This is a genomic window from Streptomyces filipinensis (assembly GCF_014649495.1).
In the GTDB taxonomy this organism is placed as follows: Bacteria; Actinomycetota; Actinomycetes; order Streptomycetales; family Streptomycetaceae; genus Streptomyces; species Streptomyces filipinensis.
In genome coordinates, this window is record NZ_BMTD01000016.1 from 1 (window position 1) to 22,826 (window position 22,826).

The 22,826-nt window shown below is 69.1% G+C and carries 22 protein-coding genes and 3 pseudogenes; 18 read left to right on the forward strand and 7 right to left on the reverse strand.

The features are described 5' to 3' along the window. A pseudogene (locus IE244_RS29835) lies at positions 1-336 on the reverse strand (type III effector protein); the annotation flags it as partial. A 128-nt stretch (positions 337-464) separates the two neighbouring features. Here IE244_RS29835 and IE244_RS29840 point away from each other — a divergent pair. The 5 genes from IE244_RS29840 (at position 465) to IE244_RS29860 (ending at position 4,089) form a co-directional block, all read left to right on the forward strand. Then, entirely contained in the window at positions 465-896 is a 432-nt protein-coding gene (locus IE244_RS29840; protein WP_191876669.1) for an Hsp20/alpha crystallin family protein, read from the forward strand. 99 nt (positions 897-995) lie between these two features. Beyond that, positions 996-1,391: a DUF2267 domain-containing protein gene (locus tag IE244_RS29845; RefSeq protein ID WP_191876670.1), complete on the forward strand. Its 396-nt coding sequence runs from the start codon at positions 996-998 to the stop codon at positions 1,389-1,391. A gap of 74 nt (positions 1,392-1,465) precedes the next feature. Then, positions 1,466-1,900, forward strand: coding sequence for a DUF2267 domain-containing protein (locus IE244_RS29850; protein ID WP_373305790.1), 435 nt, complete (start codon positions 1,466-1,468; stop codon positions 1,898-1,900). Positions 1,901-2,207: 307 nt separating this feature from the next. Next, positions 2,208-2,432: a hypothetical protein gene (locus tag IE244_RS29855; protein WP_191876672.1), complete on the forward strand. Its 225-nt coding sequence runs from the start codon at positions 2,208-2,210 to the stop codon at positions 2,430-2,432. Between the two features lie 781 nt (positions 2,433-3,213). Further along, positions 3,214-4,089: an LLM class F420-dependent oxidoreductase gene (locus IE244_RS29860; RefSeq protein ID WP_191876673.1), complete on the forward strand. Its 876-nt coding sequence runs from the start codon at positions 3,214-3,216 to the stop codon at positions 4,087-4,089. A 43-nt stretch (positions 4,090-4,132) separates the two neighbouring features. Here IE244_RS29860 and IE244_RS29865 read toward each other — a convergent pair whose 3' ends face one another. The 3 genes from IE244_RS29865 to IE244_RS29875 all read right to left on the reverse strand — a co-directional run bounded on the left by IE244_RS29865 (position 4,133) and on the right by IE244_RS29875 (position 5,921). After that, positions 4,133-4,630 (reverse strand): hypothetical protein, encoded by a 498-nt coding sequence (locus IE244_RS29865; protein ID WP_229854412.1) that lies wholly within the window; start codon positions 4,628-4,630, stop codon positions 4,133-4,135. Then, a complete protein-coding gene (locus IE244_RS29870) occupies positions 4,627-5,538 on the reverse strand; it encodes a metallophosphoesterase family protein (protein WP_229854413.1) in 912 nt (303 codons plus the stop codon). Before IE244_RS29870 ends, IE244_RS29865 begins: the two co-directional genes overlap by 4 nt. Before the next feature lie 86 nt (positions 5,539-5,624). Beyond that, the gene (locus IE244_RS29875; protein WP_191876675.1) at positions 5,625-5,921 is read right to left on the reverse strand and encodes a plastocyanin/azurin family copper-binding protein; all 297 of its coding nucleotides are present in this window, start codon (positions 5,919-5,921) and stop codon (positions 5,625-5,627) included. Positions 5,922-6,820: 899 nt separating this feature from the next. Between IE244_RS29875 and IE244_RS29880 the strand changes: the two genes are divergently transcribed. The 6 genes from IE244_RS29880 (at position 6,821) to IE244_RS42355 (ending at position 12,319) form a co-directional block, all read left to right on the forward strand. After that, on the forward strand, positions 6,821-7,423 hold the full coding sequence (locus IE244_RS29880; RefSeq protein ID WP_191876827.1) for a sigma-70 family RNA polymerase sigma factor: 603 nt from the start codon (positions 6,821-6,823) through the stop codon (positions 7,421-7,423). 25 nt (positions 7,424-7,448) lie between these two features. Beyond that, positions 7,449-8,240 carry an anti-sigma factor gene (locus IE244_RS29885; RefSeq protein ID WP_191876676.1) on the forward strand — a complete coding sequence of 264 codons (792 nt, stop codon included), beginning with the start codon at positions 7,449-7,451 and terminating at the stop codon, positions 8,238-8,240. A gap of 820 nt (positions 8,241-9,060) precedes the next feature. Then, positions 9,061-9,483, forward strand: a complete 423-nt coding sequence (locus tag IE244_RS29890; RefSeq protein ID WP_229854414.1) for an ATP-binding protein — start codon at positions 9,061-9,063, stop codon at positions 9,481-9,483. A 286-nt stretch (positions 9,484-9,769) separates the two neighbouring features. Continuing rightward, complete coding sequence (locus IE244_RS29895; protein ID WP_229854415.1) at positions 9,770-11,404, forward strand: vanadium-dependent haloperoxidase; 1,635 nt, start codon at positions 9,770-9,772, stop codon at positions 11,402-11,404. 194 nt (positions 11,405-11,598) lie between these two features. After that, positions 11,599-12,102 (forward strand): SDR family NAD(P)-dependent oxidoreductase, encoded by a 504-nt coding sequence (locus IE244_RS29900; protein ID WP_308436301.1) that lies wholly within the window; start codon positions 11,599-11,601, stop codon positions 12,100-12,102. A gap of 79 nt (positions 12,103-12,181) precedes the next feature. Next, complete coding sequence (locus IE244_RS42355) at positions 12,182-12,319, forward strand: hypothetical protein (RefSeq protein ID WP_229854416.1); 138 nt, start codon at positions 12,182-12,184, stop codon at positions 12,317-12,319. A 333-nt stretch (positions 12,320-12,652) separates the two neighbouring features. Here the strand turns inward: IE244_RS42355 and IE244_RS29910 are convergent, their stop codons facing one another. Continuing rightward, positions 12,653-13,759, reverse strand: coding sequence for a lectin (locus IE244_RS29910; protein WP_191876677.1), 1,107 nt, complete (start codon positions 13,757-13,759; stop codon positions 12,653-12,655). A gap of 407 nt (positions 13,760-14,166) precedes the next feature. Then, on the reverse strand, positions 14,167-15,522 hold the full coding sequence (locus IE244_RS29915) for a beta-1,3-glucanase family protein (protein ID WP_191876678.1): 1,356 nt from the start codon (positions 15,520-15,522) through the stop codon (positions 14,167-14,169). 619 nt (positions 15,523-16,141) lie between these two features. Here IE244_RS29915 and IE244_RS29920 point away from each other — a divergent pair. The 3 genes and pseudogenes from IE244_RS29920 to IE244_RS29930 all read left to right on the forward strand — a co-directional run bounded on the left by IE244_RS29920 (position 16,142) and on the right by IE244_RS29930 (position 19,307). Next, complete coding sequence (locus tag IE244_RS29920) at positions 16,142-18,397, forward strand: RICIN domain-containing protein (RefSeq protein ID WP_373305791.1); 2,256 nt, start codon at positions 16,142-16,144, stop codon at positions 18,395-18,397. After that, a pseudogene (locus IE244_RS43415) lies at positions 18,397-18,483 on the forward strand (transposase); the annotation flags it as partial. The gene IE244_RS29920 and the pseudogene IE244_RS43415, both read left to right, overlap by 1 nt. Positions 18,484-18,617: 134 nt before the next feature. Further along, complete coding sequence (locus IE244_RS29930) at positions 18,618-19,307, forward strand: HAD family hydrolase (protein ID WP_191876680.1); 690 nt, start codon at positions 18,618-18,620, stop codon at positions 19,305-19,307. 137 nt (positions 19,308-19,444) lie between these two features. On the opposite strand, the pseudogene IE244_RS29935 reads toward IE244_RS29930, so the two are convergent. Next, positions 19,445-19,609: pseudogene (locus tag IE244_RS29935) on the reverse strand (pirin-like C-terminal cupin domain-containing protein); the annotation flags it as partial. Positions 19,610-19,882: 273 nt separating this feature from the next. Between IE244_RS29935 and sbnA the strand changes: the two are divergent. Genes sbnA through IE244_RS29955 form a run of 4 tightly spaced genes read left to right on the forward strand, consistent with a single transcriptional unit; the run spans position 19,883 to position 22,817 of the window. After that, on the forward strand, positions 19,883-20,836 hold the full coding sequence (gene sbnA, locus IE244_RS29940) for a 2,3-diaminopropionate biosynthesis protein SbnA (RefSeq protein WP_229854417.1): 954 nt from the start codon (positions 19,883-19,885) through the stop codon (positions 20,834-20,836). Between the two features lie 38 nt (positions 20,837-20,874). After that, positions 20,875-21,870, forward strand: a complete 996-nt coding sequence (gene sbnB / locus IE244_RS29945) for a 2,3-diaminopropionate biosynthesis protein SbnB (RefSeq protein WP_191876829.1) — start codon at positions 20,875-20,877, stop codon at positions 21,868-21,870. Between the two features lie 3 nt (positions 21,871-21,873). Next, positions 21,874-22,083 carry an MbtH family protein gene (locus tag IE244_RS29950; protein WP_191876682.1) on the forward strand — a complete coding sequence of 70 codons (210 nt, stop codon included), beginning with the start codon at positions 21,874-21,876 and terminating at the stop codon, positions 22,081-22,083. Then, on the forward strand, positions 22,080-22,817 hold the full coding sequence (locus IE244_RS29955) for a thioesterase II family protein (protein ID WP_191876683.1): 738 nt from the start codon (positions 22,080-22,082) through the stop codon (positions 22,815-22,817). The genes IE244_RS29950 and IE244_RS29955 overlap by 4 nt, the downstream gene beginning before the upstream one ends. The last annotated feature ends 9 nt before the right edge of the window (positions 22,818-22,826 follow it).

Below are 22,826 nucleotides of genomic sequence, written 5' to 3' on the forward strand. Positions count from 1 at the left end.
TCCGGGCCGGCCGCGCAGGTAGCGGCGTTCGGCGGCCTGGCGGCTGGCGACGCCGAGGGGGTGGGCGAGGTCGGCCCAGCTGGCACCCGCGTCGCGGGCGGTTTCGATCAGGCCGGTCTCCCACCCGGCGAGCTGCTCACGCACCTGCCGCAGCAGCAGAAGCGAGGCCAGGGCCTGCTCCGGGCCGACGTCGGGGGTCTCGGCAGCCCCGGGGACCTCATGCCGGGCGGCATGCAGGGCGTCGTCTATGGCGCGCAGGGCTTCCGCGGCGGCGAGGAACGACGCCGGGGTGGGCGTGTCGGGGCTGGACGGTGCCGGCTGGTCGGCCGGGGTCATGGGCACCTCCCTCAGATAGTCATCCTTTGGATGACACCATGTTTGTCATCCACTGGATGACATGTTACAACGGTTTCAGTGAGGCGCATTGGCAGCAACTGCCCGAACGTTCCTGGAGGTGTTCCACCATGTTGATGCGCACTGACCCCTTCCGTGAGCTGGACCGGCTCGCCCAGCAGCTGACGGGACCGGGCACCTGGTCCAGGCCGTCCCCGATGCCGATGGACGCCTACCGTGAGGGCGACCAGTACGTGGTGGCCTTCGACGTCCCGGGCGTCAGCGCGGACGCGATCGACATCGACGTCGAGCGGAACATGCTCACCGTCAAGGCCGAGCGCCGGCCCGCGACGAAGGCCGACGACGTGCAGATGGAACTGTCGGAACGGCCGCTGGGCGTCTTCTCCCGCCAGATCGTGCTCGCCGACACCCTGGACACCGACCACATCCAGGCCGAGTACGACGCAGGCGTGCTCACCCTGCGCATCCCGATCGCCGAGCGAGCCAAGCCCCGCAAGATCTCCATCGGCGTCGGATCCGGCCGCAAGGAGATCTCCGGCTGAGCCGGACCCGAGGGCTGAACAGCGGCGGAGGACGGGTACCTGATCCTCCCGGGCCTGTCCTTCGCGCCCCGTGGGATCGAGACAGGGGTGACGGCCGACATGACGGTACGACGGGAAGCGTTCCTCCAGCGTGTGAAGGAACGCGGCGAGTACGAGACCCCACAGGAAGCCGAACGCGCGGCCCGCGTGGTGCTCGCCCTGCTGGGCGCACACCTGGTCGGCGAGGTACGCGCCCAGCTGGCGGCGCGTCTGCCGGAGGAGTTCGCCCTGATCCTGCTCAACCCGCTGCAGAGCGCCGAGCCATTGTCCCCGGAGCGGTTCGTGCGCGCGACCGCGGCCTGGATCGAGGGCGCGACCGAACGGACCGCGGCCTGGGACGTCAGCGCCGTCCTGTCCACGGTCGCCGACGCCGCCGGCGACGACCTCCTCGAACAGATCCTGCTCCAGCTCCCCGCGGACTACGACCTCCTCTTCGGCCGCCCCCAGCCCACCTGACCACCCACCCCGGTGACCCGGTGACCGCACACCGGCCACCACGACCTGGTGACAGAAAGGCAACCACCGCAGTGATGTCCGACCACAGCGCACCGCTCCAGCACCCCTACGGCGGGGCGTATGAGCAGATGCTGGAAAAGGTCCGCTACGACGGCGCCTACCCCAGCCGGGAGAAGGCCGAGGAAGCCGTCCGCCTGGTCCTCGCCGGACTGGGACGTCAGCTGACCGGCGACGAACGCGTCGAACTGGCCGCCCGCCTCCCCGTCGAAGCCGCGCGCATCCTCACCGCCCAGATCCCCGACACCCAGCCGCTGGGCGGCTGGGCCTTCGTCAAGGACCTCGCCGCCCGCACCGGCGCCTCTCTGGCCACCACCCGCTGGGACACCGGATCCGTCTTCTCCGCCGTCGCGGCCTACGCCGGCCGTGACCTGCTGACCCGCATCCTGCGCCAGCTCCCCTCCGGCTACGCGCTGCTGTTCGGCCGCGCCGAACTCACCCAAGCCGCATAGACGGGCCGCGCCTTTCCGGCGCCACCGTATGCCGGTGACCGTGACGCGTACACGCGCAGCAAAGAGTGCGTAGCGCGTCACGGTCACCGGCATCGTGCTGACCCGGCCAGGGCCGCCACGTGGTCCGAGGCCGATGCTGGAAGCACCGCTCATACGCGCTCCGAGGATCGCGAACGGGTGCAGCCGTCGAAGTCTCTCGCCCGACGGCGTCGGGCAGGTGAGTCGTGCCGGAAGGGCGTTCCTGCCCGGTTCCCTCCGGGGGGAAGGTCCTCAGACCGGTCGTCAGTTCAACCCATGGACCTTCCAGTTGATCATCGGCTGGGCGCTCTACGACGGTACCGGCCGCACATGCCCTACCACGGGCGACAGCGACGAGCCTCCTTACGCGACGGGCGTGGCCGCCCTGTGCGACGGCTGGCGCCTGATCCAGGCGCCCCAGCTGATCCCGCCGTATCCGGGGCACGAGTACGACGTGTCGTTTCTGAAACACGAGTTCTTCTTCGAGAAGTTCGTGGACCTTCGCGACGTCTGACGGCCCCCGCGCCGGACGCTGTGCGGCCGGACCGGCAGGTTTCGGGGGCGGTTCGAGGATGTTCTGATCACGAACGTGGGCAGCCTTGAGGGAGTGGCGTTCTCCAGGTCTGGCCAGGCGTCCTCGTGGCTCGGAGAACGCCGGCTCAGCGCACCCCACCTCGCGCCTTCACCGGTACCGGCGGACGCCGAGGAGTCAGCACACATGGCGGCACGCGCGCTCGCCTCCGGTACGGGCACATTCTTACGCAGTGCACCTGGCGCCCGCGACGCCCGACGACCACGCGACCATGGCCGTCTCCTACGTGCGGTTCGCGCTCGACTACCCGGCCCGTCGTGGATGCGAGGGCGATGCCAGGCAATATCTTGACGCTGGAATGAGGCTCGCTCTGGTAGGCCGTCAGGCGGCTTGCGGGTCAGGCCGGGTCCTCTCATGGTGGCGGGTATCGGCGCGCCTTCGAACACAAGCCAGAGAGCGCGGACCCGGTTCCGGTGTTCCCCGAAGCGGGAACAGACCGGCGGCGGCGGAATCTCAGTCGTGTACCACTACTCGCACGATCACGACGCCGCGCTCATCCCGTGGTTGATCACCGGACCGCGGACGACCAGCCCGACGCCACGCACCAGCCCCCACCACAGGGGTGGGCTCCTGGGTTTTCGACGTCTTGCCGCCGTTCGGCCATGTGAGGGAACGGCGGGAATCGGCCCGGAACGCCCTCCGGTCGGCAGAGGCTGGGGGCGTGATGATCACGGCACAGCCCACCACCCGGAGGGAACACCCGATGAGCGACACCAGAGTCCCCCTGAAGCAGCGAGTCGGCCGGTACGGTGCCTGGAGCATCGAACTGCGCTCGGAGGACCCGGCCCGGCGCGGCGAACTGGACGAGGCCGCGGCCGAACTGGAGGAACTCGGGTACGGCGCCATCTGGCTCGGCAACAACAGCACCGCCGACCACGCCGCCCCGCTGATCGGGGCGACGCGCCGCATCGTCGTCGGCACCAGCGTCCTGAACATCTGGCAGCAGGAGGCCGCCACGACCGCGGCCGGCTTCGCCGAGGTGGAATCGGCGCACCCCGCCCGCTACCTGGTGGGTCTCGGCGTGAGCCACGGCCCGCTGGTGAAGGACTACAGCCGCCCGTACGCGGCGATGACCGACTACCTCGACGAGCTGGACGAGGCCGGCGTCGCCGCCGACAGCAGGGTGCTGGCCGCGCTGGGCCCGAAGATGCTGAAGCTGTCCGGCGAGCGGGCGGCCGGCGCCATCCCCTACCTGGTCACGCCCGAACACACCGCCCAGGCCCGCGAGATCCTCGGCGAGGGCCCGCTGCTCGCCCCGGAGCTGAAGGTGGTCCTGGAGACCGACCCGGTCCGGGCCCGCGCCCTGGCCCGCGACGCCCTCGCCATGTACCTCACCCTGCCGAACTACACCAACAACTTCCTGCGGCACGGCTTCACCGAGGCCGACCTGGCCGAGGGCGGCAGCGATCGCCTGATCGACGCGGTCTTCGCCTGGGGCGACGAGAACCGCATCCGCGACCGCATCGACACCTTCCACCAGGCAGGCGGGGACCACGTGGCCCTCCAGGTGCTCACCGGCGCCCACAGGGAGAAGCTTCCGAGGGAGGAATGGCGCAGGCTCGCTTCTCTCTTGGAATAACGCCGTCGGTACCGGGACGGGAATCGACGGTACGCCGATGGCATCACGTCCTGGTGCCCTCCTCGCTTCGGCGGGGCTGGCGTCGGTCGTTCGCTCGGTTGTTCCTCGGTCGGTTCGGAGGCGTCGGCCCCGCAGGGCGGGACACGGCGGAGCGAACTCGCCGAGCTGAGCTCACTTGCCAGATGGCGAGGAGCAGCAGCGTGCCCGTTTCGGCGAGGAGGCTGAGGACGGCTTGTGGTGCCGGTTGCAGACCGCGCTCGGTGAATCCGAACACCCCTACGGTGCGCGAAGCGGTGAAGCCGACGAGGGCGCCGAGCGCGACGCCTGCCTCGGAGATCCTCAGCAGCAGGGGTGGTGTCCCCATCAGCAGCAGGGCGGCGAAGGCGAAGGATGCGCTGGCCTGGAGCAGGAACAGGGGGCCGATGAGGTGGATGAAGCGGTACCCGTCGATGTAGAGCTGGGCGTGGATGTATCCGCCCACGGCGAGGGTCGCGGCGGTCGCCGCCCGCAGGGTGGGGACGAGGAATCTTTGGGTGTTCATGCCAGCCTCTGGTCCTTGATGGCCAGTTCGCGGTCGCCTTGGCGGTAGCCGACGCTGCGGATGCCGAGTGCGTCCTTGAGTTGCCGGGCGGGGACGACCTGGGGCGTGGGGGCGGGGGCCCGGCCCGGCTTGGGCAGCGGGTAGGCGGTGGTGGTGGCGGAGTGGAAGGTGATGTTGCCCTCTGTCTTGGTGAACAGTTGGTGGACGTGCCCGTTGAGACAGGTGACGGAGGAGAAGCGGCGCAGGAGTGCGATGACTTTGAGAGCGTCGTCGGTGCTCCAGCCCCACTTCGGGTACATGGCGAACAGCGGGATGTGGCTGAAGACCACGACGGGGGTGTCCGACGACAGGCCGGCGAGGTCTTTGCGTACGAAGTCGATCTGCGCGGTGCCGAGGTGTCCGAGTTTCTCCAGGCTCAGGGTGTTGACCAGGGCGATGAAGTGCACGCCGTGGGTGTCGAAGCTGTACCAGCCGTCGCCGAGCGTGCCCATGCCGAAGCTCCGCCGGTAGGTGCGGCCTGCATCGCCGATGGAGTCGTGTTCGCCCGGTACGGTGAAGACGCGGTCTGTCTTCATTCCGGTCATCATCTGCTTGACCTGGTCGAACTGCCCGGCCGTGGACAGGTGGGTCAGGTCGCCGCTGTGCATGACGAAGTCCGGTCTGAATCCGAGTGAGTTGACCTGGTTGATCGCTTCGTTGAATGAGCCGGCCACGTCCATGTTCGCCGGGCCCTGGAACCCGATATGGCTGTCGGAGACCTGCACGAACCGCAGCGCGCCGCTTCCCGCTGCGACGGTCCCGGCGGCAGCCCCGGCTTTGGTGTCGCGGGAGTCCGCGATGTGACTGATCACCTCTCCGCTGGCCACGGTCAGCACCACCGTGCCACCGAACCATCCTGCGTGACGCATGAGTTGACGTCGAGTCATACCGTGTTCGGTTTCAGGCTGGCCGGCGTCGTCGGCCGGTGTTCCGTCGTGACGGTCGTAGTAGTCGGTCATCGGGTCACCTCCACGGTGGCGGTCATGAACGGATGGATGGTGCAGAGGTAGGCGTAGGTGCCGGGCTTGGTGAACGTGTGGCTGTAGGTGGCGTGGGTGGCCAGGGCGGCCGAGTGCAGGGGGCCACCCGATGCGGCGCTGGTGACGGTGTGGGCGTCGGTGTCCTGGTTCGTCCACGTCACCGTCGTGCCCGCTTTGACCTGCAGCGTGGCCGGAGAGAACGCGAAGTTCTTGATCGCGATGGCATTCCCGGTCATCGGCGCGGCCGCCGCGCCCCTTCTCGAGGTCCTCATGGGCATGCTCATGCTGGGCATCGGGGAGGCGCCGGGAGCGGAGCCCGCCGTTTTCCCCGGCCCCGTGGCCCCGGGCATTCCGGCCGCCTGGTGCTGATCCGGACCGGGCGTGATGGCGCCGGCCCCGATGGACGAGGGATGCGGCGACTGGCCGCATGCGCTGAGGAGCCCCAGTGCGCCGGCGGTGGCGATGGTGGCGACGGCCAGCCCGGCCGCAGCACGGGATCGCCGAGTTGGTGGGCGAAGGTTCACGTACATGGTGTGCGTTCCTCACTGATCAGGCGGAGACGGGAACTGCGCCGGCTCGGGCGCACGCGACCGCAGGGATGTGGTGGATGCCGCGTTCATGGGCGCGCGTCCCTCACGGACCCGGCGAGCGAGCCTGGGTGCCGCCCCATGCCGGCTGCCCGCCTCGAGGTGCTCCGCGCTGCGCACACTGGCCCGGATGGAGCTCTGCCCCGGTCGCCGCACAGCCGCCGATCACTGTGCGTAGCGCCAACGGCGTGGTGTGTGCTGGACATCGGTCGGGGCCGCGGAGTGGCACCGGCTTCGATGCGCGGGGGCGGGGGAGCGGGGCCGGTGATGAGCGTGTGCGTCGCGTGGTGCATTTCGGTCACCCCTGTTCCACCCCTTGCTGCAGGGGAAGCGATGAGGAGTTGCGCGTAAGCCGGTTCTTGTTCGCCTCCACGGACGGCATGGCTCCTGCGGTTCGATGGATACGCACCTTTTGTGGGACTTCATGGGATCGCCGCAGTCCAGCCGGTCCCGGATCCGCGCATGCTTGGTCATGGCGAGGTCGTAACGCCGCGAGGGCGTGCCAGCTGCAGCAGCCACAGCGCGTGACCGGCACAGAGCTGTTCGTGCAGGACAAAGCGGCGCATATGCCCGATGATCGTGTTATGTCCTGGAGTTCCCGAAAACGTGGTCCAAGGACCGATCCGGATCGCTCCGCGCACCGTGTCTCTGGTAAAGGGACCCTTTCGGCCGCGGATGAGGAACTGCTGCGCACGCTGTACGCGGAGCACTCAGGAGCCCTGTTCCACTACGTGCTGCGACTGACCTCAGGAGACTGGCAATGGGCGGAGGACGTGGTACAGGAGACACTGCTGCGAGCGTGGCAGCATCCTGCCGCGTTCGACCCCGCACGCGGCCCGGCCCGGGCATGGCTGTATACGGTCGCTCGACACCTGGTCATCGACGCCCGCCGGGCCCGGCAGTCCAGGCCGGCCGAGGCCGGCGGCGATGCGCTGGAGCGAGCCGCCGAGCAGAAGCCGGGCAAGGACGAGATCGAGCAGGCACTGCAGAGCTGGGCGGTCGCCGAAGCCGTCCGGTCGCTGTCCCCGGACCACCGCGCCGTCCTGCTGGAGACCTACTACCGGGGCCGGACCATGGCGGAGGCCGCACAGGTGCTGGGCATCCCGGTGGGCACAGTGAAGTCGCGGACGTACTACGCCCTGCACGCCCTGCGGCTGGCGCTGCAGGAACGGGGGATCGAGCCATGACCGTGGCGGGCAGGAGGCGGTGACCATGAGTGCGGAGCACGACGCCCTCCGGCTGACGCTGGGAGGTTACGTCCTGGGCGCGCTGCCCTCGGCGGAAATGGAACAGGTGCGCATCCACCTCGCGGCATGCACCGACTGCCGGGCCGAACACGCCCAGCTGGCGGGATTGCCCGCGCTGCTGGCGACGGTGACCGAAGCCGAAGTCTCGGGCCAGACGGTGCCGGCGGCCGAAACGGACCTGACCGACCGACTGATGGTACGGGCGGCCGAAAGCGCGCAGGGTTCCCCGCTGCCCGAACGGCCCGCCGCGCCCGCGGTGTCGAAGACCCCAGAGGGGGGTGTGCTGGAGAGGCTGCTCCAGCAGGCCGCCGCCAGGCGCCGCAGGTCTTGGCGTCTGCAACTGGCCGGCGCTGCAGCGTCGCTGACGTTCATCGCGGCAGCGGCCGGCGGCACATGGCTGGCGGCCATCGGATCCGTGGGCAGTCAGGCGAGGCCGCCCGGGCCGACCGCGCCGACCGTCTGGCGCACCTTCTCCGGGAGCGATCCCGCCACCGGCGTCTCCGCCTCGGTGAAGGTCTCGCCCTCTGCCTGGGGCAGTGTTCTGCAGATCTCGGCAGGAGGGGCACCCGCCGGAATCACCTGTCGGCTGCAGGCGGTCGGGCCCGGCGGGGCCAGGACGGACGGCGCTACCTGGCGGGCAGGCGAGTACCCTCCCGGCACCACGATTCCAGGAGCGGTCGCCATGACTCCGGGAGCCATCGAGCACTTCGAGATCCTCGCAGATAACGGTCAGAAGCTGGTCACCATCCGAGCGTGAGGATTGGTGGCACAAGAGGCCAAGACGACGTCGCCTTCGAAAGGCCGGGCGCTCCGCGGCGAGGGACCCCGATAATTCGACAGGCACCGGGCCGCCCTCAAGCCCGGTGGACCGAGCTGGAGGAGCGCGCACAGGACGTCCAGCTGATGGCCATGGAAGGTGTTTCTGCCCGTGACACCGGCTGGACGGGCACGCTCCTGATCGCCGTAGCCCCTCGATCCCGCCGCACCGCGTGGCTCCGGGATCGGCGGGGCCGTCCGACAAGGGCTCGCGGCCGATGAGTGTGGCGGCCTCGGAGGCCGACACCGGCACCTGCATGGCCGAGGGGTGGGTTGAAGCGGCCATCCGGTCGATCTGTCCGCGGTGGTGCCACACATCGCGGGGCCGGTCAGCTGCGGCGGCTGCTTCCCCTGGACGACCTGTCTCGGGCGGCTGTGTCGGTACCGGGGCAGTTCTGGGCCCTGGTCACTCTCGCCCCCGCTCCGTCGAACCGGCCCAGTCCACAGCTGACTTCATGCATGAGCGGGCCGACGGGACGCGCACGACCCTCTTTTCCCGAAGTCCGTGCATCGCGGTCCTCCGCGTGCAGACAGCGCTGGACAGAGGCCGCTGAGCCCAGACAGGCGTCGACATGGGCATGACTCGCAAGAATCGGAACAAAAAAGGCACATAGCTCGAACCGTCCGGCATGTGTCGTCCGTGGAACTGATTGAGCGCGCCCACGCAGGATCAGGATCCGGCCTACCGACACCCCCCGAATTGCTTGCGGTCACCCGTTCCGGTCCCCGCACATCGACAGAAGAGCCAGAAGACCATGTTCGTGACCGATTCCCCCAGCCCGACTTCACTGCTCGGCCGGCCCTTCCGCCGCCATGCACTGCTCACCCTGCCGGCGCAGGAGGCACACGTCTCCGCCGCTCGTCACTTCGCGGCCGATTTGCTGGAGACCTGGAGTGTGCCCGCGGGTGAGCGGGACTCCGCCGTTCTCATCGTCGACGAACTCGCCGCCAACGCTGCCCGGTACGGCCATGAGCGCATGACCCTGCTGCTCGCCCTCGACCACGAAAGTCTGCACATCGTGGTCACCGACTCCGGCGCGGCCGTGGAGCGTCATCGCCCCGGCATCGCCTCCGACGAACACGGCCGTGGCACCGGCATCGTCCAGTCCCTTGCCCAGTCGACCGAGATTCGCCAGACACGCAGCGGCCGCGAAGTCCGCGCCTGCCTGAGGTGCTCGCCATGACCGGGCCGGACGCCCCGCACGCGCTGCGACCCCCGGCCGGGGCCGGCACCGCAGCACAGCGACGGGTCACCGGGGGCGGCCGCGGCGAAGGGCCACCCGACACCCTCGCCGAGTGGTCCTTCGCGACCCACAAGCCGTGTCCCATCGACGGCTGCCCGGGCCCGGCCCAGGTGCCCATGCGGTCCGCGGCGCACCCATCGGTACTCGATCGCGGCGGCCCCCACCACGACACGGTGCTGTGTCAACGCTGCGGAGCCGGCCCCTGCGTACCGGCGGAGGTGTGAGCGTGGACGTCACCCCGAACAGCGGCACGGGCATCGACGCCCCGCCCCCGCACGAGCCATGTACGCGTGCGCCAGATCTGCGCCGCGAGATGCACCACGTGCCGGCCCCCGGAGCCGAACGCGCCTGGCTGCTACGCCGGAAGGCCCTCATGGACCGGAGGGCCCTGGACGACCCCGGCCCCGTCGCAGCTGCCGCGGAACCCGCCGAGCAACTCGTCCGCCACGACCGCCGGCATCCCGACCTGGCTGCCGGCCCGCACCACCCCGACACCATCACGCTCGCGTGGCCGACCCGGATGAGCCACGCGCATGACCGCCAGTTGTCACAGCCCGCCACCAGCGACAAGGAGCCACAGAACATGGGTGGAAAGCAGAAGACACTCGCCATACTTGCCGGAGCCGCGCTGGCAGCCGGACTCGCCGGCCCGGCCTTCGGGTCCACCACCGCTCACTCGCCAGCCCTGCGCACCGCCGCGACGGGGGCAGGGATGTCGGTCGTGGAGTGGAACCGCGAGCTCGTCACCATCCTCAGCAATCCGAAGGCGCAGCCGTCCACCGTCCAACCCACGCGCAGCTTCGCGCTTCTGCAGGCTGCCGAGTACGACGCGGTGGTGTCGATCACCCGGGCCGGCCCCGCCTACGTGTTCTCGGTGACGGCGCCCAAAGGCGCTCGCGCGGACGCCGCAGCCGACCAGGCGGCCCACGATGTGCTGGTCGCCCTCTACCCGGCCAGGCGCGCAAGCTTGAACCAGCGGCTGAGCAGTCAATTGTCCGCGATATCCGGCGGCCCGGGCAAGCAGGCGGGCATTGGTGTGGGAGCGGAGGTCGCCCGCAGGCTGATCACCCTGCGGTCCAACGACGGATCCTCAGCCAAGCCGCCGCGGTTCCGCCCCGGCGCCAAGGCCGGCGACTACCGGCCCACCCCTCCCCGTTTCCCGACACCGGTGTTCACCGACTGGGGCTCGGTCAAGCCGTTCGTACTGGCCGACGGACGGCAGTTCCGCCCGGCACCGCCGCCGGCCGTGAGCAGCGCCGCGTACGCCACCGCCTTGAACGAGGTCAAGAGCCTGGGGAGCAAGACCAGCACCAGCCGCACTCCCGATCAGACGGCAGCCGCGAAGTTCTGGGCGGCGGCACCCGTGTGGAACGTCTGGAACCAGATCACGCAGAACCTCGTCACCTCCCAGAACGCGACCCTGGAGAAGGCGGTGAAGGTCTTCGCCCGGCTCGACCTGTCCCTCGCCGACACCGCGATCGCGATGTACGACGCCAAGTACGTCTACGACGTCTGGCGGCCCGTGACCGCCATCCGGCTCGGCGGTACGCACTACAACCCGAGCATCGTCGGCGATCCCAGCTGGACCCCGCTGCTGCCGACCGCACCGGATCCGTCCTATCCGGGCGCTCACGGTGCTCTCAGCCAGGCTGCGGCAACGACGCTCGCCGGACTCTACGGGGCGCGGCATCATTTCGCGGTGACCTCGAAGGGCGTCACTCGAACCTTCACCGGCTTCCAGGACGCCGCCACCGAAGCGTGGCTCAGCCGGATCTGGTCCGGCCAGCACACTTCCCTCGACAACCGTGCCGGCCAGCAACTCGGCGCCCAGGTGGCCGACTTCGTGGCAGGTCGGCTCTGACCGCACCGCCACGCCACAACCATGCACATGGTTGGGCCGAGAAGCCAGTGGTCCCGGCGCATCGGGTACCACTGGCTCGGCCAAGCTCAGAGGGCGGCCATCCTGCGCGCCGAGGGCCCGCAGCCGCTGGCCGGCAGGCCGGACGTCTGCCCCCAGGAAGTCCTGGCTTCCTGTCACCGCGACGCACTGACTGAATGACTGTCGCGGTCGGCCCCATCCGGCTCGGCGCTTTCGGCTGTCTGCGCTCCCCGGGGATCCCCATCACGTGGGCCATCACCGGCGCCACAGCTGGCATCGGCCGGGCCGTGGCTCTGCGTCTGGCAGCGGTGGGGGCCTCGGTCATCGTCCACGGGCGGGACGAGCAGCGGGGTGCTGAGACCGTCAAAGAGATCGCTGCCGCGGGCGGGAAGGCTCGGTTCGTTGCTGCGGATCTGAGTAGCTCTGAAGATGTCCTGCGTCTTGCCGCTGAAGCAGGCGAGGTGGACGTTCTGATCAACAACGCCGGTATCTACCGGTTCGCCGGTACGCCGGCCACCACCGCCGGGATGTTCGATGCTCAGATGGTTGTCAACTCACGCGCGCCGATGCTCCTGGTCGGCGCCCTCGCTCCGGGAATGGCTGCGCGGGGGTGTGGCGTCATCGTGAACGTGAGTCCAGCGGCGGCTACCACGCCGGTGCGGGATTCGGGCGCGAACTGAAGCACGACGTGGTGGCCATGGCGCGGGCGGCGACTGTCCTGGGCATCCCGCTGGTCGTACCACCACCGCTGCGGAGAGCATGTGGGGGCCGACCACCCCGGAGCTGGTCGAGGCCCTGGCGGACAACGCGGCCCCGGAGTCCGCTGCCGTCTACGGCGCCCTCGACATGCCCTTCGCCGTCCTGGTCGGCCAGATCTCTGCGGCCTGCCGGGCCTAGAAGCTCGTTCCGGTCGCAAGTGCGGCTCGGTGCAGGAGGACGGAGCCCTTGGCGTCAGCCACGTGGTGCCTTGGGGATTCCACTTGCGGACGGTGATGGGGACAGTTCCAGGGGAAGGTGCCGGGGCCGCGAAGGGTGGCTCGGACGCCCAGGAAGCTGGAAGCGGAGCTACCGGCCCGCTTGCAATCCCCCTCTGTTCCGCAGGTCAGGCGTCGGGATCGAAGGGGATGCCGGAACGGCCACGACGAGCGTCATCGCACCGAGTGCTGCGAGCAGGCCCTTGGCAAGGGACTTCACCTTGGGCATGACGGCGCCTTGTCGGGGCGGCTGGCGTCAGCAGTACAGGTTGCTGCCCGGTGAGACCCCGAGGATCTGTGTGAAGCGCTGGTAGGCGTCCACGCGGCTCTGCACCTGGGCCGGGTTCTTGCCGTCACATTCGAGGGAGCCGTTGATGCTGCGGATCGTCTGGCCGAATCCGGCGCTGTTGACCATGGCGTTGTGCGGGGTCATGCTGCCTGGTCCCGATTGGGTGTTCCAGTACCACAGGCCGGTCTTCCAGGCGACGGAGGCGTTGTTCTCCACCTGCCAGGGGTTGTTGAGCAGGTCGATGCCGAGCGCGTCACCCGCCGCCTTGTAGTTGAAGTTCCAGCTGAGCTGGAGCGGTCCGCGGCCGTAGTAGGCGGCCTGTCCGGCGGGGCAGCCGTACGGCTGGCTCCAGTCGCAGTAGGTGGGGTAGTTGGCGGTGTTCTGCTCGACGACATGGACCAGTCCGCCGGTCTCGTGGCTGACGTTGGCGAGGAAGGCGGCGGCCTCCTGCTTCCTGACCGTGTCGCTGCCGGTGTTCGCGAAGGCCGGGTAGGCGCTGAGGGCCGCGGTGAGTCCGCTGTAGGTGTAGAAGGAGTTCCGGTTCGGGAACATCTGGTTGAACTGCGCCTCGCTCACCACGAAGCCGGACGGAGTGCTGTCGCCGCCGCTCGCGGGTGCGTTCCACTTCTGGTTGGCGCCGCCACTGCAGCTCCAGATCTGCGTACGGGTGCCGTTGGCGGAGTTGTTGTCGGTGACGTCCAGGCACTTGTTCGCCTGGGGGTTGACGATGTCGTGTGCGGTGGTGACGGTCCACTTCTGGTTGGCGCCGCCGGTACAGGACCACAGCTGTACCTTGGCGCCGTCGACGGTCGAACTGCCTGTCACGTCGAGGCACTTGCCGAGGGCGCGGATCGTGCCGTCGCTGCCGACGTTCCACTGCTGGGCGTTCGTGCCGTTGCAGTCGTAGAGCTGGACGGGCGTGCCGTCACCGGAGTTGGCCCCGGCGATGTCGAGGCACTTGCCGGCGAGTCCGGTGATGGTGCCGGTGTCGGCCTGGGCGGGGCCTGCGGTGAGCAGGCACGCGGAGAGACCCAGTGCGGCGGTGAGGGCGGCTGCGGAAAGGGATCGGGCCATGAGAGGGGGGTGGCCTTTCACATGGGGGTGACGGCCGACGCCTCACCTCATGAACGGAGGGAGGCGTCGTACAACGCGTGGCTGACCCGAGAACCTAAATGCGGACGACGACTTTCGTCAAGCAGTGAAGTAAGTAGGGTCGAAAGGTAGTTGGCGGGAAGTCGGCCAAGAGCCGCGGTCGTGCCGACGGTGGCGCCGAGAGCGCGGAAGCCTCTGCGACTCGGGCGGTTGTCGGGCGATCCGGTGTGATCGGTGTGCTGGGTGGTCCCGCGTCGTGCCCTCCGTCCGGGGGACGGGGCATGCGGGGGCGACGGAAACGGGGCCGTCGGGTCCGGCGGGTCGTGCGACCCGCCGGACCCGCAAGTCAGGGGATCAGCATGCGTTCGGTGTCCGTGCCACCGGATCGGCTACCAGCCGACGGCGACCAGGAGCCATTGCGGATCGGCGTGGGAGATGAAGGAGGACTGGCCCGCCACGTCGTCGTAGGGGAAGCCGTAGGCGAGGTGGTTGATGGCGTTGTCGTGCCAGAACTTGGCGTAGTAGTTGGCTGGTGCCGCCTTGTAGAACTGGGCCGGGTCGGACTGCTGGGAGGCCGGAAGGGTGGCGACGTGGCGGTTGAGGGCGGCACACATGTCGGGGTTGCCCGCCAGCGAGGCGGCGCAGCCGAAGATGTCGGAGGTGGCCGCGTTCACGCCCACTGACTGGGCGTAGGCGGTGAAGTAGTTCGCGTTGGCGCCGCCCGCGCGGAAACTGGGGTCGCTGCCGGGCGCGATGATCCGGTACGGGGCCTGGGCCTGGGCCAGCACTTTGAACTGGTCCGGAACGGCGTCGGTGAAGCGTTGGAAGGTGGTGGCGCGGTCCTCGGCGAAGGTCTGCCGGTTCTCGCCGACCTCGACGTCGTAGCCGTCCTTGGTGTGCAGGCGCATGGCCAGCTTGAGGCCGAAGGCGTCGACCCGGGTGGTGTTGCCGTTGAAGACGTTGTTGCCGACGGTGAACTCGATGAAGTCGTAGTACGGGCTGTCGGGCGAACCGAGGTAGAAGTACATGCGGCCCGCGGAGTTGGCCGGCATGTCGAGGTAGGGCTGCTCGGCGATGGAGTGCACCTGCCCGTTGAAGCTCCAGTACACCTGGCTGTCGGGGTACTTGCCGTTGGTGCGGTTGAGGATCTTCACCTCGACGGCGTTGCTCGCCGGGGGGATGTCGCTGGTGCTGCCCCAGAAATCGTCCGGCGGGATGGTGCCGCCGGGGCCGTAGACCTGGAACTCCCACAGGGAGTAGCCGTACGGGGTGCCCCGCGCGGTGCCGTAGAGGCGGACGTAGCGGCCACTGCCGGAGATGGCGATGTCCTGCGTTCCGCCGGTGGCGGTGGTGGTGGAGTAGACGGTGGTCCAGGTGCTGGCGTCGGTGGAGGTCTGGATCTGGAAGGCGGTCGCGTAGGCGGCCTCCCAGTTCAGGGTGACACGGCTGAGCTGCTGGACGGATCCGAGGTCGACCCGCAGCCATTGCGGGTCGGAGAAGGCCGAGGACCAGCGGGTGCCTGTGTTGCCGTCGACCGCCGCGCTTGCGGGGAAAGAGCCGTTCTCGGTCGAGGAGGCGGTGGCGGGCCTGCCCCGGGACAGCAACTGGTCGGCGGCGCGCGCGGGCGTCGGTGCCAGGACTGCGAAGCAGGCGGCGATCAGGACGACGATCAGGCCGAGGGCCGCGCGTGGGCGTGCGGCGCCGGCCGGCGGTCTGCGGGTGGGTGCGCTGGCGGAACTCTGCATGTGGGGTCTCCTCAAGCCGGTCCGGCATGCGGGGGGATGGAGCAACAGCAGACATGAGAGCGCTCTCTCGGGTTGTAGTCCTACCGGTGTCAACCGTCAACAACTGAAGCCGAAATCAGTCGGGTTTGCGGCCCTGTCGACGACACGGCACTGATCTCGCCGCCGGTGTCGCGTGTGGCACGTCCGGCGCATTCGGCTTCCGACCGCGCGATCGGCGCCAAGCCGGGCTCTGTTTACATCCCTTGACGCATCCGGTACGGACCTGACCGCGCCGTCATGCCGACTCGCGACCCACAAGTCAGGGCTCGGAGACGACCGGCCTCGCGTCTGTGAGTGCGCCGTGGGTGTGCTCGTCGAGCAAGCGGGTCAGCTCCGCCGCCCTCTCCTCAACCGGCTGGCGGACGTGGTTCTGCGTCTCGCCCCAAGAGGGCCGATCCGACACTGCCCCTGATCGCCCTGGCCACGGGACGCGGCGAACCACCTCCCTGGGCTGCCCTTACCGCGTTCGCCGATGACCCAGATAATTCACGCCTTATATTTTGACGTATTGACGGCCGGGCGGACTGCCCCTACGGTCCGATGCGCATCGCGCCCCCACATCGCGACCAAGGAGACACGTGTGACCGACGTTCCCGCCGCCGTTCCCGCCGCGCGCGTCCGCGCACCCCGCCGGCGCAGACGCACGGCCGCCCTCACGACAGCCTTCCTGCTGCCGGCCGCCGCCGGTATCGCGGTGGCGTCCGCCCCGAGAGCCGGCGCCGCGACCGTCCCCACCGCTGCCACCCACGTCGTCAACGCAGGCAGCGGCAAGTGCGTCGACGCGAGCGGCGGTGCCACCGGCAACGGCACAGCCGTGCAGCAGTACGCCTGCAACGGCACCGGAGCGCAGTCCTGGCAGTTCACCCCGACCGACAGCGGCTACTACCGGATCGGCGTCGCCTCAGCGCCGGACCAGGTCTGGGACGAGACCGGCGTCTCCACCGCCGACGGCGCGCTGACCCAGCTGTGGCTCTACGGCGGCGGCGCCAACCAGCAGTGGCAGCCGGTCGCGGAAGCCTCCGGCACGTACCACTTCGTCAACCGCAACAGCGGCAAGTGCCTCGACGTGCCGTCGGCGTCCACCGCCGACAGCGTCCAGCTGCAGCAGTACACCTGCAACGGCACCGCCGCCCAGTCCTTCTCGCTCTCCGCCGGCGTCACCCCGCCGGCCGGCACCCCGGACTTCGGCCCCAACGTCACGGTGTTCGACCCGTCGATGCCGGCGTCCACCATCCAGTCGCAGATCAACTCGGTCTACAGCACCCAGCAGAACAACGAGTTCGGCACCCAGCGCAACGCCCTGCTGTTCACCCCCGGCACGTACAACGTCGACATACCCGTCGGCTACTACACCCAGGTCGCCGGGCTCGGGCTGTCACCGGACCAGGTGTCCATCACCGGCGGCGGCGTGCACGTCGAGGGGCACACCAGCGACGGCAACGCCACCCAGAACTTCTGGCGCGACGCGGAGAACATGTCGGTGAGCCCCAGCTCGGGAAGCACCATGTGGGCCGTCTCGCAGGCCGACCCGTTCCGGCGCATGGACGTACACGGCAGCATGAAGCTGTGGGACGACACCCACGGCACCAGCACCAACTGGTCCAGCGGCGGCTACATCGGCGACTCGCGGGTCTCCGGGCAGATCAACTCCGGTACCCAGCAGCAGTTCCTCACCCAGGACACCGCCCTGAACGGCGGCTGGACCGGGCACAACTGGAACATGGTCTTCGTCGGCGACACCGGCGCCCCGGCGACCAGTTTCCCCAATCCGCAGTACACCACCGTCGCCCAGAGCCCCGTGATGCGCGAGAAGCCGTTCATCTACGTCGACAGCTCGGGCAACTGGCAGGTGTTCGTCCCCTCGGTGCGCACCAATGTGCAGGGCCCCGACTGGACGAACGGCAGCGCCCCGGGCACCTCGCTGCCGATCAGCCAGTTCTACATCGTCAAGCCCGGTGACACCGCCACGACGATCAACAACGCGCTCGCCGCCGGCAAGAACCTGATCGTCACACCGGGCGTCTACCACCTGTCCGTCCCGCTCAACCTCACCCGCCCCGACACCGTGGTCCTCGGCCTGGGCCTGGCCACCCTCGTCCCGGACAACGGCGTCACCGCGATCACCACCGCCGACGCCGACGGCATCGACATCGCCGGCCTGCTGATCAGCGCGAACACCACCAACTCCACCACCCTCATGCAGGTCGGCCCGGCCGGCTCGACCGCCAGCCACACCGCCGATCCCATCGTGCTGCACGACGTGTTCTTCCGCATCGGCGGCGACATCGCCGGCAAGGCCACGCAGACACTGGTGATCAACAGCAACGACGTCATCGGCGACGACCTCTGGCTGTGGCGGGCGGACCACACCAACGGCGTCGGCTGGACGAGCAACCCGGCCGCCAACGGACTGATCGTCAACGGCGACGACGTCACCATGTACGGCCTGGCGGTCGAGCACTACCAGAAGTACCAGACCACCTGGAACGGCAACGGCGGCCGCACGTACTTCTACCAGAGCGAGACCCCCTACGACGTCCCCGACCAGTCCAGCTGGACCACCAGCGGAGGCGACCTCGGCTACGCCTCCTACAAGGTCGCCAACTCGGTCACCTCCCACGAGGCGTGGGGCGTGGGTGTCTACGCCTACCTCCGCGACAACCCCTCCGTCGTCCTCGGCCACGCCATCGAGGTGCCCACCACGTCAGCGGTGAAGTTCCACAGCATGGTCACCACGGTCCTGGGTGGAGACGGCACCATCAACCACATCATCGACAACACCGGCAACCAGGTAACCCCCAGCAGCAACGTGGCGTACCTGGTGAGCTATCCGTAGACCCCGAGCTGGTCATCGGCGATGGCGCGATGGGACTCTGGAAGGCCGTGGCCGAGGTGTTCCCGGCCGCCCAGCACCAGCGCTGCCGGCACCGGGCCCACCGCAGCCCGGCGGCCGCGTTGCGATGGTGTTCAAGCTGGTCGAGTCCGCCCAGGAACGGTGTCCTGGTCGAGCGTGAGGAGACCGCCGCAGCGTGAGCGGCGGGGCCTATGCTGCGGGAATGATCAAGCCCATTGAACTTGTCATATTCGACTGCGACGGCGTGCTGGTCGACAGCGAGCGCATCGCTGCTCGTGTCCAGGTCGCGCTCGGAGCTGAGTTGGGTTGGCCGCTGACCGAGGACGAGGTCGTGGACCGGTTCATCGGGCGCTCGCACGCCGCCATACACGACCAGGTCGCCGTTCAGCTCGGCCCGGACACGGCCGCGGTCTGGTCGGAGAGGTTCGAGCGGCTCCACCGGGAGGCCGTGGACGCCGAGCTTGCCCCGGTCGACGGTTTGCCGGAGGCACTCGACGCGCTCAGTCTGCCGACGTGCGTCGCCTCCAGCGGCTCGCACGACAAGATGCGGCACACCCTGGGCCGGACCGGGCTCTACGATCGCTTCGCGGGCCGTATCTACAGTTCCACCGAAGTCTCCCGCGGCAAGCCCGCACCCGACCTGTTCCTGCACGCCGCTCAGCAGATGGGCGTCGATCCCGAAGCGTGCGTGGTCGTCGAGGACAGCCGGCCCGGCGTCCACGCTGCCCGCGCAGCCGGCATGCGAGCCTTCGGCTACGCCGGCGGGCTCACGCCAGCCGAACGCCTCGAAGGCCACGACACTGTCGTCTTCTACGACATGCGCCAGCTGCCGCACCTCATCGCCGAGCGGCAGCCGGCTCGCCACCAGGCACAGCCCACCCACCAGATTTGACCATTGTTCGACGTTCCGATCCCGGTCACGGACCACGACGTGAATGTCGACCTGGTCGTCACGCCCGAGGGGTCATCGCGTGCACTTCGCCGCGTCGGACGCCCGGCTATGTGTGTGCTGAGCCAGAAAGCTCCGGTTCAGCGCACCCGACCCCGCGCCTTCAGTGGCACCGGCGGCAGCTCCGGCGCGGGCAGCGGATCCCCGGCGTACCCCTTCACTTCCCCGAATCTCGACCCGCTCATCCAGTCCTCGCGGGCCTGCTCGATCTCTTCCTGCGTACGCCCGACGAAGTTCCACCACATATCGCAGTCCGTCGCTGTTTCCGCAGGTCAGTGGCCAGCGCGACTGCTCTTGGTGAGCAAGGCGCAGCGCCACCCATCCAAGCATCGATCCGTTCGGCTTCCGCACAGTTTGCTCCCGCCAGAGCTCCACAGCACTCAAGTGGTTGCGGAGCCGAGGGCACTTGAGTCGCGGTTGAGCCGCCTCGTCCGGCCCCATGCCACACTCGGCCCATGCTCCACAGGCGTGCTGATCAATTTCTGGTCGAACGGACAAGACAAATCCGCAGGGGCCTCATGGGGACACCGTTGGTTCCCCTGGCGGACGCGCAGTGCGACATCGTCGCCAAGCTGGAATTCTGCAATCCCGCCGGAAGTACCAAGGACCGTTCGGCACTGTGGATTTTGGAACGAGCGATCGGCCGAGGCGAGATAACGCACGACACCACGGTGGTCGAATCGTCGTCCGGCAATTTTGCGCTGGCTCTTGCTTTCTACTGCCGTATGCTCGGCCTGTCGTTCGTTCCGGTCATCGATCCGAACTGCAACGAGGCCACCGAGGCCCAACTCCGTTTACTGTGCGAGCGGGTGGAGAAGGTCTCCGTCCGTGACACGGCGGGCAGCTACCTGAAGTCCCGGCTGTCCCGGGTGCAGGAACTGCTGGGCGACCTCGACTCGGCGTACTGGCCCAACCAGTACGCCAATCCGGATGCCCGTGACGCGCACTACCGCTTCACCGCGGGCGAACTGATCGCGCAGGCGGGCCCGCTCGACTATCTCTTCGTCGGTGTGGGTACGGGCGGCACGATCGCCGGGCTCTCCCACCGGATCAAGGAGACGTACCCGCGCTGCGTGATCGTCGCCGTCGACACCGAAGGCTCGGTGATCTTCGGAGGGCCGCCGAAGAAACGGCGTATCCCCGGCATAGGCTCCAGCATCGTGCCTCCGCTGTGCGGCGAGGCGCTGATCGACCAGGTCGAGATCGTCTCCGAGGTGCGCGCCGTCGAGGCCTGTGGTGTCCTGGTCGCCAAGTACGGGCTCTACGCCGGTGGTTCGACCGGCAGCAGTTATGCCGCCGTCCAGGACCACTTCGCTCGCCACCGTCCCGGCGCACGCCGTCCCCGGGTCGCCTTCATCGCCGCCGACCGCGGCCAGGCCTACGCCCAGACCGTCTACAACCCCGCGTGGGTCCGGCAGCTGCGCTCGGAAGCGGTCAAGGCCTCCGACGTCGAAGCCCTGGCCGTCAACTGAAGGAGAAGCACTCCGTGTCCACCCTGGCTCCACCGCCCATGACCGTCATCGGCGCGGGCGACATCGCCGCCGAGACGGACGCCCACCGTCCGGAGCTCCTCGAGGTCGTCCGTGCCGCATACCTCGCGCACGACGCCGGACAGAGCTCGAACCCGCACAGCTCGTTCCTGCGCTTCCCGCATCAGAGCCGATCGCGCATCATCTCCCTGCCCGCTTATCTGGGTGGCGAGTTCGAGGTCGCCGGCAACAAGTGGATCGCCAGCTTTCCGGACAACACGAAGCAGGGAATCCCGCGCGCCTCGGCCACGCTGATCCTCAACGACTGCGTCACCGGCTACCCGTTCGCCTGCATGGAGTCCTCGATCGTCTCGGCGACGCGGACGGCGGCCTCGGCGGTGCTCGGTGCGCAGACGCTGCTGGGTGCGCGTCGTGCCCGCCGGGTCGGCATCGTGGGCACGGGTCTGATCGCCCAGCACGTATGGCGGTTCCTGCGTGATCTCGACTGGGAGATCGACGCCTTCCGGCTCTTCGACCTCGACCCGGCGGCCGCGAGCCGCTTCGGTACCGTCCTGGCCGAGCACACCAAGGCCGAGATCGTGGTCGCCGACACGGTGGAGGCCGCGTTCACCGACTGCGACCTGGTGTTGCTGGCCACGGTGGCCGGCGAGCCGCACCTGCACGACCCCGGGCTGCTGGCCCACAAGCCGGTCGTGCTGCACCTGTCCCTGCGCGACCTGGCCCCCGAGATGATCCTCGCTGCCCAGAACGTCACCGACGACGTCGACCACGCCGTACGCGAGCGCACCTCGCTGCACCTGACCGAACAGCGCACCGGGAAACGGGACTTCGTCGACGGCACCCTCGGTGACCTGCTGCGCGGGCGGTTGCGCCGGGATCAGGGACGCCCGGCGATCTTCTCGCCGTTCGGACTCGGCGTACTCGACCTCGCCGTCGGCAAGTGGGTGCACGACCGGGTCGTCGCCGCGGGCAGGGGCCACCGCGAGAGCGACTTCTTCACCGGTGTGGGGGTCTGACACATGAGCGCCTCACCCGCACCAGGTCCCGCCGGCGACCGGTATGTCGTCGTGGTGAACCACGAGGACCAGTACTCGGTCTGGTTCGCCGACCGTGCCCTGCCCGCCGACTGGACCGCCACCGGTGCGCAGGGCACCCGCCAGGAGTGCTTGGACCACATAGAGCAGGTGTGGACCGATCTGACCCCGCGCTCCGTACGGGCCTCCCGATGACGGACCCTGGCCTCGCAGCGTCATGGCTGCGCGGGCTCGGCAGCCGTGAACTCACCGCGCGACGACGCCTGTTCGTCTTCCCGCACGCCGGAGCCGGCGCCTCCTCCTACCGGCTGGCGGCGTACCTGCCGGACACCGTGGAAGTCTGTACGGTCCAGTTGCCCGGCCGGGAGAACCGTTTCACCGATCCGGCCCTGACGTCCATGGACGAAGCCGTGGCCGCGCTGGCGCCGCTCATCGCGGAACACACGGACCAGCCGTACGCCTTCTTCGGCCACAGCATGGGCTCCCTGATCGCCTTCGAAACGGCCCGGCAGCTGCGCCGGCTCGGCACGCGCCTGCCCGACCGCCTGTTCCTGTCGGGCATGCGCGCCCCCGGCCTGCCGGACCGCGACCCGCGGCACACGCTGCCGGACGACGAGCTGCTCGCCACAGCCGAGTTCGACGACCTGGACGCCGAGTTGCGGGAGCTGCTGCTGCCCATGCTGCGCGCGGACCTGACGCTGTGCGAGACGTACACGCACCGGACCGAGGCACCCCTGCCCTGCCCCCTGACCGTTCTCGCCGGCTCGGCCGACGACAGCGTGGACGAGGCGGAGCTCGACGGCTGGCGCGAGCACACCTCGGCCGACTTCGAACTGCACCTGTTCCCGGGTGCCCCCCACCTGTATGTGCGCGGCGCGGAACGACAGCTGGCGGAGACGATCACACGCGCCTTCCCCGCACGGGGCTGAGAAAGGATC

Excerpts from the sequence above, each read along its gene's own strand:
- IE244_RS29915 (WP_191876678.1), bottom strand. The coding sequence starts at position 15,522 with ATGCAGAGTTCCGCCAGCGCACCCACCCGCAGACCGCCGGCCGGCGCC.
- IE244_RS29845 (WP_191876670.1), top strand. The coding sequence starts at position 996 with ATGACGGTACGACGGGAAGCGTTCCTCCAGCGTGTGAAGGAACGCGGC.
- IE244_RS29870 (WP_229854413.1), bottom strand. The coding sequence starts at position 5,538 with ATGCGTCACGCAGGATGGTTCGGTGGCACGGTGGTGCTGACCGTGGCC.
- IE244_RS29865 (WP_229854412.1), bottom strand. The coding sequence starts at position 4,630 with ATGAACACCCAAAGATTCCTCGTCCCCACCCTGCGGGCGGCGACCGCC.
- sbnB (WP_191876829.1), top strand. The coding sequence starts at position 20,875 with ATGACCGTCATCGGCGCGGGCGACATCGCCGCCGAGACGGACGCCCAC.
- IE244_RS29880 (WP_191876827.1), top strand. The coding sequence starts at position 6,821 with ATGTCCTGGAGTTCCCGAAAACGTGGTCCAAGGACCGATCCGGATCGC.
- IE244_RS29955 (WP_191876683.1), top strand. The coding sequence starts at position 22,080 with ATGACGGACCCTGGCCTCGCAGCGTCATGGCTGCGCGGGCTCGGCAGC.
- IE244_RS42355 (WP_229854416.1), top strand. The coding sequence starts at position 12,182 with ATGTGGGGGCCGACCACCCCGGAGCTGGTCGAGGCCCTGGCGGACAAC.
- IE244_RS29885 (WP_191876676.1), top strand. The coding sequence starts at position 7,449 with ATGAGTGCGGAGCACGACGCCCTCCGGCTGACGCTGGGAGGTTACGTC.
- IE244_RS29850 (WP_373305790.1), top strand. The coding sequence starts at position 1,466 with ATGTCCGACCACAGCGCACCGCTCCAGCACCCCTACGGCGGGGCGTAT.
- IE244_RS29900 (WP_308436301.1), top strand. The coding sequence starts at position 11,599 with ATGACTGTCGCGGTCGGCCCCATCCGGCTCGGCGCTTTCGGCTGTCTG.
- sbnA (WP_229854417.1), top strand. The coding sequence starts at position 19,883 with ATGGGGACACCGTTGGTTCCCCTGGCGGACGCGCAGTGCGACATCGTC.
- IE244_RS29860 (WP_191876673.1), top strand. The coding sequence starts at position 3,214 with ATGAGCGACACCAGAGTCCCCCTGAAGCAGCGAGTCGGCCGGTACGGT.
- IE244_RS29910 (WP_191876677.1), bottom strand. The coding sequence starts at position 13,759 with ATGGCCCGATCCCTTTCCGCAGCCGCCCTCACCGCCGCACTGGGTCTC.
- IE244_RS29840 (WP_191876669.1), top strand. The coding sequence starts at position 465 with ATGTTGATGCGCACTGACCCCTTCCGTGAGCTGGACCGGCTCGCCCAG.
- IE244_RS29930 (WP_191876680.1), top strand. The coding sequence starts at position 18,618 with ATGATCAAGCCCATTGAACTTGTCATATTCGACTGCGACGGCGTGCTG.
- IE244_RS29950 (WP_191876682.1), top strand. The coding sequence starts at position 21,874 with ATGAGCGCCTCACCCGCACCAGGTCCCGCCGGCGACCGGTATGTCGTC.
- IE244_RS29875 (WP_191876675.1), bottom strand. The coding sequence starts at position 5,921 with ATGAGGACCTCGAGAAGGGGCGCGGCGGCCGCGCCGATGACCGGGAAT.